This window comes from Terriglobus albidus (genome assembly GCF_008000815.1).
GTDB lineage: Bacteria > Acidobacteriota > Terriglobia > Terriglobales > Acidobacteriaceae > Terriglobus > Terriglobus albidus_A.
Genome location: NZ_CP042806.1, coordinates 970,652 through 984,282, shown reverse-complemented (window position 1 = coordinate 984,282; position 13,631 = coordinate 970,652). Strand labels below are relative to the sequence as shown.

The following is a 13,631-nucleotide window of genomic DNA, read 5'->3' as shown; positions in this document are numbered from 1 at the left end:
CAGCGCAACCGGGCCAGTAAACTTTGTGTCCTGCACAAACAGGCTTTGTGCTGAAGGTCAGTCCGTCACTCAAGGCAGAATGGATGTCATTCCTTTGCTCCGCTTCATGCGGGGTTCGCTCGGCTCAGATACATCCTGGGTGAACAGCCTACAGCCTTCGAGAACGCTGTGCTGAAGGCGCTGGAGGACTTGAAGCCGATGCTTACCGCGACTTCACCAATCGTCTGCTGTCCACGGCATAAAGCATCTTTCGCCAGCGCTATTCGCCAGCGCTGGAGATAGTCGATCGGCCCTACTCCCACAATCCGTTGAAAGTGAGTGGCAAACGTCGATCGCGAGACCCCGCAAAGCCGTGCAAGCCTCGCGACCGTCCACTTCTGAGCCACCTGCGAGTGCATCGCAGCCAGGGCGCGAGCAGCTATGGGATCGCTGAGACCAGCGAGGAGGCTAGTGTGATCCCGGTCAACTCGATGCGATTCATGTCTCAATATTTCGACAAGGATGATTTCGAGCAGACGGGTTGAGATGAAGTCGCTACCCGGTCCGTGATCCTTCGATTCAGTCTCATTCAGACTCAAGAATGCCCGCAGCCGCCAGGAAGAAGTATCGTCAGCGGAGACACGGATCAGCGCGGGGAGCAAACCAGTCAAAAGCTCTTCATTTGTTGTGTCGAATACAAACCTGCCGCCTTTGAGGACCGCGGGAGTTCCGGTTCCGTCGCCAAGCCTGAGCACCGGATCGTTCGAGGCGGCAACGAGACTCTCGCTGTCTTCGGGTCTCAGTGCTGGATCTGTTCCGAGAGTGAAGGAAGCTGAAGTGCGGATAAGCACAAAATCACCGGGCCTGAGAGGCAGGGGGGCAGCCCCTTCACGAAACAACTGGCACTCCCCCAATTCCACCCAGCAGAACAGCACATCGTTCCGCATGGGAAACGAAACCGCCCACTGTCCAGAGGCGTAAATGCCAGCTGTCAGCATCACGCGCGGGCGGAGCAGCTGAATGAGATCGAGAAATGGATCCATGAACAATTGGACTAGAGATAAACAAGTTCGGGCTCAAGATTATCGACCACGCAGCAGGCCGCAGCTAACCTTGGGGAATCGGAGACGCGTTACTTGGCTCCGAGATCAAAGACGGAGATTGAGATGACAAAGAGTGATGCCGAGGCCCTCATTAAAGACTATCTGCATGCGTACGGAAATATATCGCAGGAAGAGCGGAGACAACTGCTACTCAAAGCTGTGAGCGACGATGTCGTATCCACGAATCCGGCGGAGGAAAGCCACGGCTTTGATGGCCTATTAGCGCACGTAGAACAATTCCAGCAGCGTCTGCCTGGAGCCTACTTCAGGCTCAATAAGTTGCTAACACACCATAGCCAGGTCTTGCTGGAGTGGACTCTGTACAAGGGCGATGACACTGTGGTCACTACCGCACACACGCATGGAGTGTTCAGTGACCAGGGCCGCTTGAAGCAGCTGACGGGCTTCTTCTAAGAGCAGAAGCCCGAGCAGCACGCAGGCTCCCGTCGTGGTGTATGCCGAAGTTACAGGCACCTCGGCGCTCGCAAGGCCTATAGCTTCCAGAATCCAGCTAGTTGAGTGAATTGGTCCTTCTGAACATCGAAGCGGGCGTAGCTGTGTCCATTCACGAGTGGCGCATCGTTACGATCGAACATCGTCCACATGGCCACGAGTTGTCCGTGCTGTTGCCTTAGCAGCGTGGTACGGAAGTAACAGCCCGCATATCGCTGTTGGAAGTCATGGACACTCGCGATCATCCGATCAATGCCCCGATCGTCGGCGTCAGGGTTTGTGAACGCGACATCCGGGGTAAGAGTTTCCCGCAGGCGCCGTTCGCGTTCCTGGGTCGGGATGTCGGCCCATGCACTCTGATAGGTATTCCAGAGTTTCTGCAATGCTTCGTCGGTCATCGTTCTCTCCTATTGGCGCCTTAAGATCAGCACCACGTCCCTACGGTATGAACTTTTTTCCTGGAGTTCGATAATCAAGACGCCTAATTTCTTTATCAATCATCCAAGTTTGTATGGACCCCTTCCTAGACCTCATTCGGCTTCTCCAGCCTCGGGCCACTCTTTGGTCGAAAGTGGAAGCGAATTCTCGCTGGGGACTGCTGTTTCATCGCCACGATGATCTTCTGTTCTGTTGGATCGAGCGAGGAAGATGCGAACTGCTGCGCCAGGGCTTTGCGCCACTATCTCTGGAGGCAGGAGATTTTGTGTTGGTCCGCACGTCGATGCCATTCAGCCTGGCTTCCGATATCGATGTGGAAGCCATCGACAGCGAAGCAGTCATCACCGGCAGCGGAAGTGTTGCAAGTCTGAGCGATGGGGATTCCCCGAGCACGGTAGTTCGCGGTGGCAAATTTGCCTTTGACTCTGCCAATGAACAGTTGCTGATGGATCTGTTGCCGCAGATCACCTGCGTGAAGGCCACAGAGCATTCGTCGGAGCGGGTGCGTAATCTCCTCATGATGAATGAAGCCGAGTCGAGCGCCTCGGGCCCGGGCAGCGAGTTCGTCATTGCGCGGTTGATGGAACTGGTGCTTGTTGAGATTCTTCGAAGCAAGAAGTTCGCGCCCGACAACGCACAAACCGGTTTGCTCGCGGGGCTGGCAGATCCGATCACAGCGAAGGCTCTGACGGCAATCCATAGCCAGGTGGGCCTCCCGTGGACGACCCAAAAGCTGGCGCGTCTATGTGGGAGCTCCCGATCCGCCTTCGCCGCGCGGTTTGCCAAAGTGATGGGAATTGGGCCGATGGAATACCTGCAACAATGGCGCATCGCGATCGCCAAAGATGAACTTCGGCGCGGTAGCCGAAGCGTTGGCGAGATCGCACTGACAGTCGGGTTTCAGTCAGGCAGCGCATTTAGCACAGCCTTCACAAAGGCAGTAGGTTGTTCTCCAACAAGGTTTGCAGACCGCTTTCAGGCTTCGGCGATGCTCTCGCCGAAGTAGGAGCACAGAGATATATCGAATGCTGCCGGATTAGACACTGTTCTTCCGGGGCGCCGGCACGCCACTGATGTAAGCACCCCCATGGAAGCCTCTCGCTCTCACCCCTTCGGTCCAAGCAAATAGGTAATCAGCCTACTCTTGAACTAGACGCCCACCCACTTCTTGATCGATGAAAGGCGTTGCACCTGCTGGAAAACCTTCTCTCTTTTGGGAAGTGGCTTGTTTTACGTATCGAAAGCCGTTGGATGAGACATAATCAGGAGCGAAGCGTCTGACAAGTAGTCACAGGACATAGGAGCGTCTATGCGCCGACTGCTGAGATTTCTGCCTGGATTCACGCTGCTTTTTGGGATGGTAAGCAATGCACACGCATGCTTCTGCGGTGGTCCGGGGCCCGTATGCTCCATCCAAATGGGTTCGTCAATAATTTTCCGCGGGACCGTCGTGGAGAGCACGCTGATTCCGAACATCACGACAGTCAAGCGTCCGGACGGCACAGAAATGCAACTCGCCAGCAACGGCACCTTCAAGGTCCGATTATCCGTAGCGGAGACGTTCAGTGGAGAGCCCAAAGCCGAACAGATCATATATACGTCGCAGCAGAGCTCGGCCTGCGGATTTCCGTTTCAGGTCGGACGTGAGTACGTCGTCTTTACCTACGTAAGCGACGCGCGGTTGTGGACCTCTCGCTGTTCCCGAACAGCGCTGTTGGAGCCGGGTGTTGAGAACGCGGCGGTGACCTGGATGCGCGCCTATAAGACCGCCCCGCATGGCTCGGTGATCTCCGGCTCATTGCGATTGCCGCTCGACAGTAACATCACCGTTGTACCCGCGACAGTTCAACTCTCAGGACCCGACAGTCGAACTGTTACGGCAGACAGCGAAGGCAGGTATGTTTTCGGGAATCTCAAAGCTGGCGAATATTCTGTTGCAGCGCTGGTGCCCGAAGGGTTTGCAACCAGCAAGCCCACAAAGATCAGGGTCGCGGACAAAGGATGCGCCGAGGTGAACTGGCCTGTCACTTATGAAGGCCGAATCCGAGGCAACGTCGTCGATGCTGACGGTAGACCTGTTGCGGACATGCGTATGGAACTGCAGTACGCCAGCGAAGCCCGGATGAACTCAAGTCACATCACAACCACAGACCTGAATGGCAGCTATGAATTTCAGCACCTGTCGCCCGGTGACTATCTCGTCGCCGCACGAAACCCGGGATACCTAACAGAAGACGGTGCTTCGACAATCTACTATCCTCATTCACCAAGGCCGGAAGCACGGACGATTGCTCTTGGACCCGCAGCGAGTGTGGACCGGGTAGACTTCGTGCTTGCCCGCCTGCGTTCCACACGGACCGTCAGAGTAAATGTAATCCTGCCGGATGGTTCGCCGGCACCTGCCGGTCTGTATCTCTACGCCTTCCCGAACGGTAGCCGAGGAGACGAACCAACGCGAACTGGCCTGACAGACGCCTCCGGAAGCGCTGTTCTTCCACTCTCCCCCGGCCGGGAATACGCCATCTCTGTTGCGCTTGATAGGGAACATCCTGGTTGTGGCGGCACCATTTTGACTTTTTCCGACGATAAGGAGGCACGCACGGTGGTGATCAATCACCCGCAAGCGTGTGCTAGATAGACATGCCAATCGCACTCAGGCTGAAGCCTTTGAGAACCCAGCTCACACTCATGCGTCAACAAAGGCCCCGCTCGCGCTGTTCGGTAAATATAAATCCACCTTTCGTTGATGATCCAAACACCGCTTACTTATCAGGCTTGGTTCGGTGCTGAAGCTGTGCCCTTCAACAAGACGTCAAGGCGTTTGCGAAGATCGAATTTTTATAGAGCCGATCGGCCATCGGCGCCCCATGCCTGGCATGGAGCACGCCTTTGACTCTTAGGCCTCTATTCGCTCGCACGAGATGACGTCGTTGCTGATAGCAGCTCCTGACCCATCCCATTCGTCCTGATAGTCGGCGAGGGTGGTTTCGTCGTAGTTGCGTGGAATGTTTGCGTGATCGAGGAAGGTGGAGATCAGCCAGACGATGAGGATGTTGGCCATCAGCGCCCAGATGCCGGCGTAGAGCCTGATGCTCACGCCTCCAATGGTGAGCGCATAGACTGAGGAATGCAGACGCAGCGCTGCGGCCATGGATGTTCCTGTGGCCATGCCCGCGACCCAGCCGGCGATGAGGGCCTGATGATGGAAGACCCTCTTCCAGAGACCGAAGGTGATGGCAGGAAAAGTCTGCAGGATCCAGATACCACCGAGCAGTTGCAGATTGATGACGAAGTCGTGCGATGAGGTGAAGACGAAGAGGAGAGCCCCGAACTTGACACCGAAGGAGACGTTCTTGGCGACACGCGACTCCTGCTGCGCAGTGGCGTGAGGGCGGAACCAGGCGCGATAGATGCTGCGGGTAAACAGATTGGCGGCCCCGATCGACATGATCGCCGCGGGCACCATCGCCGCCAGTGCGATGGCCGCGAAGGCAAGCCCCGTGAACCATGGCGAGAAGAAACGGGTCATCAGCTCCGGCACCACTCCGCTGGAGGTTGCGGGATGAATGCCGGCTGCTACAGCGACCACGCCGAAGAGAGCAATAAGACCGAGCAGGAAGGTATACGCGGGCAACAGAACGGCGTTGCGGCGAATGACCTTGCCGCTGCTCGAAGCGAGCATGGTGGTCACGGTATGCGGGTACATGAACGCCGCCAGCGCAGAACCCAGCGCGAGCGACGCATAGGCGGTGTAATCCCTGGGAAGTAGAATGAGCGAGGCCGTCCCCTGACGGCTCCAGACAGCATCCGCAGCGGAAAAGATGTGCGTGTAGCCGCCCGCCTTTGCCGGAATGATGACGATGGCGGCGATGACGACGATGTAGATAAGGATGTCTTTGACGATCGCGATGATGGCCGGGGCTCGCAACCCGCTGGAATAGGTGTAGAGCGCGAGGACAAGGAATGCGATCACTAGCGGCAGATCCTGCTGCACCCAGGAGTTGCCGGTGAGGCCGAGTTGCGCCAGCACCGCTCCCATACCGGCGAGTTGCAGCGCGATGTACGGCATGGTCGCCGTGATGCCTGTCAACGCCACCAGCGTCGCCAGAGTGCGGCTGCCGTAGCGGCCCTGCACGAAGTCTGCCGGTGTGATGTAGCCGTGTTTGCGAGCGACGGCCCACAGGCGCGGCATAGCGAGAAAGACGAATGGATACACGATGATGGTGTAAGGAAGGGCGAAGAAACCCATCGCACCGGTACCGAAGACGAGAGCGGGCACCGCGATGATGGTGTAGGCCGTGTAGAAGTCGCCGCCTACCAGGAACCATGTGATCAGCGTGCCGAACTGCCGGCCGCCGAGTCCCCATTCATCGAGCTGGTCAAGGTCGCCGCGCCTCCAGCGGGCGCCGAAGAAGCCAAGCACAGAGACGGCAGCAAGAATCGTCACGAAGACAAGGAAGGCAGAGGAGTGAAGAAGCTGCATCTAGCGCGTCCTCCAATAAACAACACCGGTCAATGCCGCGGTAAGGAAGACCCAGGCGAACTGGTACCAGTAAAAGAACGGGACCCCAAAGATCTCCGGTGTGCGGCGTGCATAGAGAAACGGCAGCAGCAGGCCGAGGTAAGGAAGGATGAGCAGCCACATCCATCGACTTTTATTGTTTTGAGCAAGCTTCATGTAAGACCCCCACACGTGATGCAGCGATTCCAGGTTGTAACAGGGATGATTGCTATTTGAAATACACTTTGACTGTTTGCGGCGACGCATGCTGTGGGAAGCGCAGCCATGCGGTGGTGCCGTCGGATCCGAAGGCGGCGCTGTCGAGAGCGGCTCCGTTAACTCGGACTCGGGTGATGGCAGAGGCTGATTTGATTCGGACCATGGCTGTCGATCCTTCGATGCCACTGGCAGAGAAGGTCAGCAGCTTGGGCTCGTAATGTTCCTTGGCAATACCCCCTGCGGATGCAATGACGGTCGGCGTTGCAGCCTTGATGGCGGCGACGTCGAGAAGGAAGTGGTGTTCTTTCCCTTTGAGCGCGTAACTGTGCACCACATCCATATTCGCGCTGAAGAGATCGATGTAGTATCCCGTTGCATTGCTGGAAGAGGCTGCCGTTGCCTCAGAAAGACCCTTCGCGATAATGTATGGTCCACGGCGGAGGACAAAACGATCGCTCACCTGCAGCCTAATCGACTTTGCCGCAAGCGCAGTTTTGACACTGTTGAGGAGATGCTGCGAACCATCAGCCTGCATCGCCAGGGCGGCCGGCGATGTGGCCTCATGCAGCACTATACCTTTGCCGACATGCATGACACCGGCTTGCGTGTTCGCGATCCCGAGCTCTTCGAAGAGTTCGTCCATGGGGCGGACGTAGTGACGTGGCTCGGTATTCCACCAGTCTGAGACCGACTGATAGGGATCTTTTCCATCATCAACCACGACGAGGATTCCGCCGGCTTTCACCCAATTGACGAGCGCATGGTGAAACGCGATTGAGGGTGGTTTCTGACCTTCATAGGTGAGCAGCAGGCAGCGATAACGGTCAGCAAGCTTCGCCCGATGGAAGCTTTCGACCTGGACAGGCTCCACGGGAATACCGTGGGCCAGTAACGGCAGCGACAGACCGAAGAAGGAGCTCAACCGCTCATCCGATGGCGTGGGCGCGGCACGCTGAAACATCAGCGTATCGGAGACCAGGACACCTATCCCCTGCGAGCCAGCTGCCAGCCACTGTGCATGGGCCGCGCTCTTCTTCATCTCGCCGAGAGCATGGAAGACTGTCTGAAGCTCGGTCTCGTAGGGGGCGGGGATGGGAACCCGTTTAGCTGGATCAGCCTCAGAGGGATAAGTACCTCGCGGACCGAAGATACGTTCAGGCCATGGCACAAGCTCGTAACTGCTAACCTCCGGTTGAAAGAGAGATGCGGCCAGCGTGCTCTCCCAGTTGAAGCGATAGTCTTCCCAGGTGTGATTGGGATTGTCCTCAATAGGATCGTTCAGGTACCAGACCTTGCGGCCTGAAGCACGGACGAGATTTTGCATCGCGCCGTATTCCAGGAATGCGGCTTCGAAGGTACGCTCCTGTACCTTGCCATCGTAGGCATTGGATGTGCGTGCTGTCCCGGTCCAAACCTGTGCGATATATCCGTCGGCGCCGACGTCAATGAGAGATGACTCCGGGCTGACAATGCGCCACTGCGCGTAGTTCACCAGCGAATGGGTCGCAACATAGCAGGGGATCTTTTTGTGATGCGCCTCTCCATACTGCTTTACCGCTGCGAAGACATCCGCAAGCGCGCGGCGGTAGAGGAAGTACTTGAGTTTCGATGCGCGATACTGCGCGTCGGGCGAGCTGTCGGGCGGCTGCCAGGGAGTTCCATAGAAGGCCTGCCACTCACGCTTGAAGCTCTCGCTCCAGCCGGACTTCGCCCAGAACTCGGGCTCTTCCAGAAACACGGATTCAACCCCTGCATCGAGAGCGCGCAGCACACCGGCCGCCAGGAACTTTCCATAGGAGGCAGAAGGAGCGATGTAAGGGATGAGTGGATTATTACCGTCCAGGACCATCTTTCCATCACGATCCATCTGGGCTTCGTCCCAATGTTTCTTGCCATCGAAGCGGCCGTCGAGATAGTCGCTGTACTCTCCCCAGGAGACGCCCGTCATGAGAGCAATGTGATAGCCGTGGCTGCGCCAGCTTTCGACCCGCTGAGGAAGCGAGGCATCGATGCCATAGACGATGGCCGTCCCGGCCTCGATATTCAGCCGTGGCGACCATAGAGCATGGGTCTGGAAGTTAAGAGCGTCTGCATCTTGCCCCTGAGCGTGACGAAGACCGGGAACGGTCATCGCAATGACAACCGCTCCCATGGTGAACCGATGCTTCCATCCTGATGGTCTTGTATCGACCGGCATGATTACTCGCCTGCCTCCTGTTGCTCAGTTAGGGATCAACACGGTTGCGCCGGTACCACCGCCGGACTGTTGCCCGACCTTCGCGGCGTTGTTGCCGTAGAGATCGGTTCCGTAGATGGTGTAGGCCGAGGTTGCAGCGCCTGTCCCAAGAATGATTCCATAATCCTGCAGGTTGCCGTTGACCCCAGCATTGGCGTAGCTGGAGTTGGCGATCCAGCCATTCATGCCGCCGACAAAGACTGTACTACCGACCGAGGGGCCCAGATACACACCGGAGAGGGGCCGCGTCTGCATGGAGCTGTAGGGAGTCCACAGGTTGGAATTGTTGCCGATCTGGCAGTTGATGAGCGAGACCGTGGTTCCGCCCTGCAGCAGGAAGGCTTCGAAGGCTGCTCCACGGCTTCCGGAGGTCAAGATCCTCAGGTTTCCAGTAACACCGCTCTCTGCGAAGAAGGCGACGTGGCGGGTGTTGATCCAGGGCTCGTCGAAGTCTGCATCAGTGGCCTGCTGCAGATCGGCACCGTAGACATAAGCGTGGTCGATCGCGAACTTGAACGATGAGAGATTGTGCGGCGTTCCCTGGTCGTTAGCGACCGTCTGGTAGCCCACTCTGCCTTCGATCAATGTTCCCGAGTCGGTGCGGAAACGCGTGACGCCACCAACGAGCCGGATCCACTCGAGGTCAGGAATCTGATCGGGCGGAAGCGTGCACGCAGTCGAAGTATTGCAGAACGACGAGGTCGACGGCATCCAGATGTTACGCAGGAATTCGCCGTAGGCCTGATAGAAGCGGATGTCGGATGTCGCCTCATTGGTCGTCGCCGTGAGGGTGTAGACGCCCAGCGGAACCGAGGGCTGCGTGTTGTTGACGCCCATGCTCGACATGTCGACATCGAAGAGCTCAGAGTTCGTCGTGTCGACGATAGAGACGCCGCCGCCCATACTGTAGCGTGCGCCGATGTTGGCGAACCGGATCTGCGAGGTGTTGGTAATGAGAAATGGCGGAGCGTACGTGACCGGCGTATTCGACGGAGCCGTAAGCGCGGCTGTCTTCGAGTAAAAGACGGTCAGACCGAACAACCCGCTTCCGGTCGATCCGGATACGACCTGAAATGCATTCTGAGTCGGAACAGCCACCGGGTCCGTGATCTGCGTAACGTTTCGTCCATCGCCTAGAACCTGGATAGCAGCATGGTTGATCACGAGCGGATCGGACACGTTATAGATCTTGCGCGTGTACGAGCTGAAGCTGGTGTTGAAGTGCCCGGCGGGAAGATACAGCACTACGCCTTCCGGAAACTGGCTGGCTGCAATGTCTTCCCAGTAGGTAAAGTTCGTGGTATTGATGTTGCCGGAGCTGTCCACGACAGGATGCGTGCTAAGCGCCGAAGAGGTGAGATCGATCCACTGGCGGTCACGGATCTCAGGCAGATCGTAAAGGTTGAAGCCTTTGACGACTGCCATCACACCCGTACCGACCGGATCTGTGGGAAGATTCTGAAGCGACCACGTGTCCTCCGCCGGCGGATTGAAGTAGCCGGCGTTGTAGAGCGTGTAGTACGCACTGGCGTTGGTGATGGAAATGCCGGAGCTTCGCTGCGCGGTGGGAATATTGAGGAAGTCGATGTTCGAGGCGATGAGCGTCGGCGTATGCCATGGCGTATAGAGCGGGCTCGCCGTGCTGACGTACATGCCCCAGTCCTCATGGACCGTGGTTCCGTTCGCAGAGCCGAAGCGGCCGCCGACGACGTTCAGCGAGGTGACGCTGGAGTCCACGGAGAGATCGGCGATGGGCAGATCATCAGAGCTCGCACTCGACTTGCGCTGGCCGCTGTTCAGCAGCACCGCATTCACCAGGTTGATGTTCATGCCCCGCTGCACGCGGATGGCGCTAAGGCCGGTGTAGGAGGTGCGAAGGTTGGTAAATGCCAGACCGCCGTAGAAATTCGGGGTCACCTTGATGGCTTCTGCGCCGGCATAGTTGATGGTGGTGTCACTGACGTAGACCTGCCGGGCGAAGTCCACCAGGATTCCCTGCGCATTGGTGTGCTGAATCAGCAGGGAGCGGAGGTAGACATCATTGGCGAAGGTCGTGGAGTCCGCTCCAGTGATGTGAAGACCGATGCCGCCTCCGGAGAGATTGCCGCCGATCAGCTCCATATTGGCGGGAAGAATCGCCAGCGTCGTGCTGGTATTGCCGGTGCTCGCTGAGATGGTGAGCGCGTGCATCTTGATGGCATCAGTATGGAAGGTACCCAGGCGTGCGCCAAAGGTTCCTCGCACACCGGAGATATTGATGTTCAGAAAGTAGGGGCTGGTGCTATCGCCGACGTCGAGGCCGTTGTACGCATTGGTAATAGTGAGATCACGAAAGAGCGTTTGATGCGGCAGATTCACCGCCACACCGGTGGCGGTATCGCCCTCACTGCCTGAGCCCACCGTTCCGGTGAAGGCCAGATTGATCCCGATCAGGCCGCCATAGTTGAAAGTACGGGTTCCGGAGTAATCAGCATTGCCGTTGACGCGGATCGCTGCCGGCGTATCGATGATGGGCACATCCACGCCAAGGGTCGACTCAGTCGTACTGCGATTGTCATAATCGTCATCCACCAACGAGTCATCGTAGGTCAGCGTGGGATAGCTGCCATTCTGGCCGGTAGAGGTAACGGCTCTGACGCCGACCAGGGTTACACCGCTGCCCTCAAGCTTCAGCGTATGGGCAAGATAGTAGGTTCCCGGCGCAAGCAGGATCACCCCGCCCTTGGATAACGAGGCGGACGCCATGGTGTTGATCGCCGCCTGGATAGTAGCCGAAGCATCGGCGGGAGCGGCTGGCGGAGCCAGCAAGACCGAAGAGTTGAAGACGTAGTTGGTGGTTCCGGAGGGCTGATGCTTTAGAAGCGCTCCGGACGGTATGGTCTGGCCAACCGCCAGTGAGGCTGCCAGAAGCATGAGAGTTGCGATACCAGATTTAAAACGCACGAGTTGGGACATGGAGCTCCTTTCAGGAACACCGATCTGTCGTGAGATGAACGGCAAAGCGGGTGATACAACCAGCCCATGGGAAAAGAAAGGGAGACCGCACAGGACGATCTCCCCCGAGGCACTACTGGTTCAACACGTCTTTGAACTGTGTGAGGTCAACTTCGAGGATGGCGTTACCAGAGCGAAGGCTCTGCTGCAGCGCCTTGATATCGACTGCCTGCACGGCAACCTTGTTCTTCACCGCGAGCGCGGCACCCGCACCGGCAGCCTGACCCAGAATCATGTACTGCGGCTCCATGCGGAGCGTGGAGTAGGCGGCGTGGCTGATGGACGGGCAGATCGTCACCAGCAGATTGGTGAGCTCCGATGCCTTGGGAAGCAGAATGCGATACGGCATCTGGTAAGGAACGTGTTTCATCCGAACCTGTTCCGTGCGTTGCGGAACACCTTCGGTTGCAACTTCCCCCTTTTCATCCGCGAACATCTGTACCGGATGCACATCCAGGCCATAGCTTCCCAGGCCGACGGAATCGGGCTTGGTGAGGTTGTCCACAACATCCTGCTGCCGCATGACGTAGTCACCAATCAGACGACGAGCTTCGCGTACATACACCTCATAGGGCCAGTTGTGATGGTCGACAAACTCATCTTTGGCCAAACCCCATTCGTTGACGGCGCTCTGAATCGCCTTCGGCACGCGTGCGTCGTTCGCCATGAACCACAGCATTCCGGCAATGAAGTCATAGTGCTGCTGCCAGATGCGTTCGCGCTCGGCATAGTTCGCATTGGGATAGTTCCAGCTTCCGGCGACGAAGTCGGCATAGTTAAGGTCAGCCTTATCGCTGGCGATCCCCAGAGCGGGCCAGAAGCCTTTCACCAGCCGCTCATCGGAATCATGACTCGCGGCGGCGAGCATGCGGTTCAACAATACATCGTAGAGATGGGGGTTGTAGTGCGCCGGCTTGGGATAGGGGACCTGGTTCTTTTTGTCGTGTGAGAGAACGACGCGGAAGTTATAGGCCTGGGTCTTGTTATCGCCATCGCCGATCTCGCCTTCGCGGTGCGGCATCACACCGGCAAGCAGCTTACCATCGGCGTCATAGGCCTTGATGTGCTCCGAGTGGGCGTCACGCACCCCGGCGGAGTACTCGCCGTACTGTTTCTGTGATTCGCGGCCGACGATATTGGAGGCCCCGGCGAAGGCCATCAGATCGCCCTCATAGGTCGCATCGATGAATACCTTTCCGCGAAAGACCTTGCCATCCTCCGTACTGATCGCAACGATCTGCTTCCCCTCTTTCTTGACTCCGCCGTGTTCTTTCAGCAGGCAGCCCGCCGCAACAACAACGTTGGCTTCTTTCAGCATGTCGTCGAAGATCTGCTCGGCGATGTGCGGCTCGGTGTTCCACATACTGGCGTGGGTGAGGTGGTGCTGCTGGTAGTAGGCATCGCCGCGCTGCCAGAACTCATACGGGATGCCGCCGATGACTGTGGGACGGCCGACATCGGTACGGAATAGCCCGTTCGTCACCATGCCGCCGAGGTGAGGATTGGCCGAGACCAGTACAACCTTTGCGGCTCCGTTACGCGCGGCGCTGACCGCAGCGATGATGCCGGAGGCAGAGCCGCCATAGACCACAACGTCATATACATCCTTCTCCGCGGCCATCGTGGGACGGGGAGTCAACAACAGAGAGCAAAGCAGGAGGAAGAGAATTCGAGTGAGTCGCATAGTTTCCTTTTGCAGTAATGAAGT

At 57.6% G+C, this 13,631-nt stretch carries 10 protein-coding genes; 3 read left to right on the top strand and 7 right to left on the bottom strand.

The window, feature by feature from the left end; all coding sequences use genetic code 11:
* Positions 1 to 104: 104 nt before the first annotated feature.
* The gene (locus tag FTW19_RS04040; RefSeq protein ID WP_147646446.1) at positions 105 to 1,022 is read right to left on the bottom strand and encodes an AraC family transcriptional regulator; all 918 of its coding nucleotides are present in this window, start codon (positions 1,020 to 1,022) and stop codon (positions 105 to 107) included.
* Positions 1,023 to 1,145: 123 nt separating this feature from the next.
* Here FTW19_RS04040 and FTW19_RS04035 point away from each other — a divergent pair, with 123 nt between their 5' ends.
* Entirely contained in the window at positions 1,146 to 1,496 is a 351-nt protein-coding gene (locus FTW19_RS04035; protein ID WP_147646445.1) for a nuclear transport factor 2 family protein, read from the top strand.
* A gap of 77 nt (positions 1,497 to 1,573) precedes the next feature.
* On the opposite strand, the gene FTW19_RS04030 is transcribed toward FTW19_RS04035, so the two are convergent.
* Complete coding sequence (locus FTW19_RS04030; protein WP_147646444.1) at positions 1,574 to 1,933, bottom strand: hypothetical protein; 360 nt, start codon at positions 1,931 to 1,933, stop codon at positions 1,574 to 1,576.
* A gap of 113 nt (positions 1,934 to 2,046) precedes the next feature.
* Here FTW19_RS04030 and FTW19_RS04025 point away from each other — a divergent pair, with 113 nt between their 5' ends.
* Together FTW19_RS04025 and FTW19_RS04020 are read left to right on the top strand one after the other, a co-directional pair.
* A complete protein-coding gene (locus FTW19_RS04025) occupies positions 2,047 to 2,979 on the top strand; it encodes an AraC family transcriptional regulator (protein ID WP_147646443.1) in 933 nt (310 codons plus the stop codon).
* Positions 2,980 to 3,423: 444 nt separating this feature from the next.
* Entirely contained in the window at positions 3,424 to 4,611 is a 1,188-nt protein-coding gene (locus tag FTW19_RS04020) for a carboxypeptidase regulatory-like domain-containing protein (protein WP_222705525.1), read from the top strand.
* Between the two features lie 258 nt (positions 4,612 to 4,869).
* Here the strand turns inward: FTW19_RS04020 and mctP are convergent, their stop codons facing one another.
* The 5 genes from mctP to FTW19_RS03995 all read right to left on the bottom strand — a co-directional run bounded on the left by mctP (position 4,870) and on the right by FTW19_RS03995 (position 13,607).
* Complete coding sequence (mctP, locus tag FTW19_RS04015; RefSeq protein ID WP_147646441.1) at positions 4,870 to 6,456, bottom strand: monocarboxylate uptake permease MctP; 1,587 nt, start codon at positions 6,454 to 6,456, stop codon at positions 4,870 to 4,872.
* A complete protein-coding gene (locus tag FTW19_RS04010; protein ID WP_187143254.1) occupies positions 6,457 to 6,651 on the bottom strand; it encodes a DUF3311 domain-containing protein in 195 nt (64 codons plus the stop codon).
* A 52-nt stretch (positions 6,652 to 6,703) separates the two neighbouring features.
* The gene (locus FTW19_RS04005; RefSeq protein ID WP_246153558.1) at positions 6,704 to 8,890 is read right to left on the bottom strand and encodes a hypothetical protein; all 2,187 of its coding nucleotides are present in this window, start codon (positions 8,888 to 8,890) and stop codon (positions 6,704 to 6,706) included.
* 24 nt (positions 8,891 to 8,914) lie between these two features.
* On the bottom strand, positions 8,915 to 11,884 hold the full coding sequence (locus tag FTW19_RS04000; RefSeq protein ID WP_147646440.1) for a hypothetical protein: 2,970 nt from the start codon (positions 11,882 to 11,884) through the stop codon (positions 8,915 to 8,917).
* 112 nt (positions 11,885 to 11,996) lie between these two features.
* Entirely contained in the window at positions 11,997 to 13,607 is a 1,611-nt protein-coding gene (locus tag FTW19_RS03995) for an FAD-dependent oxidoreductase (RefSeq protein ID WP_187143252.1), read from the bottom strand.
* Positions 13,608 to 13,631: the final 24 nt, after the last annotated feature.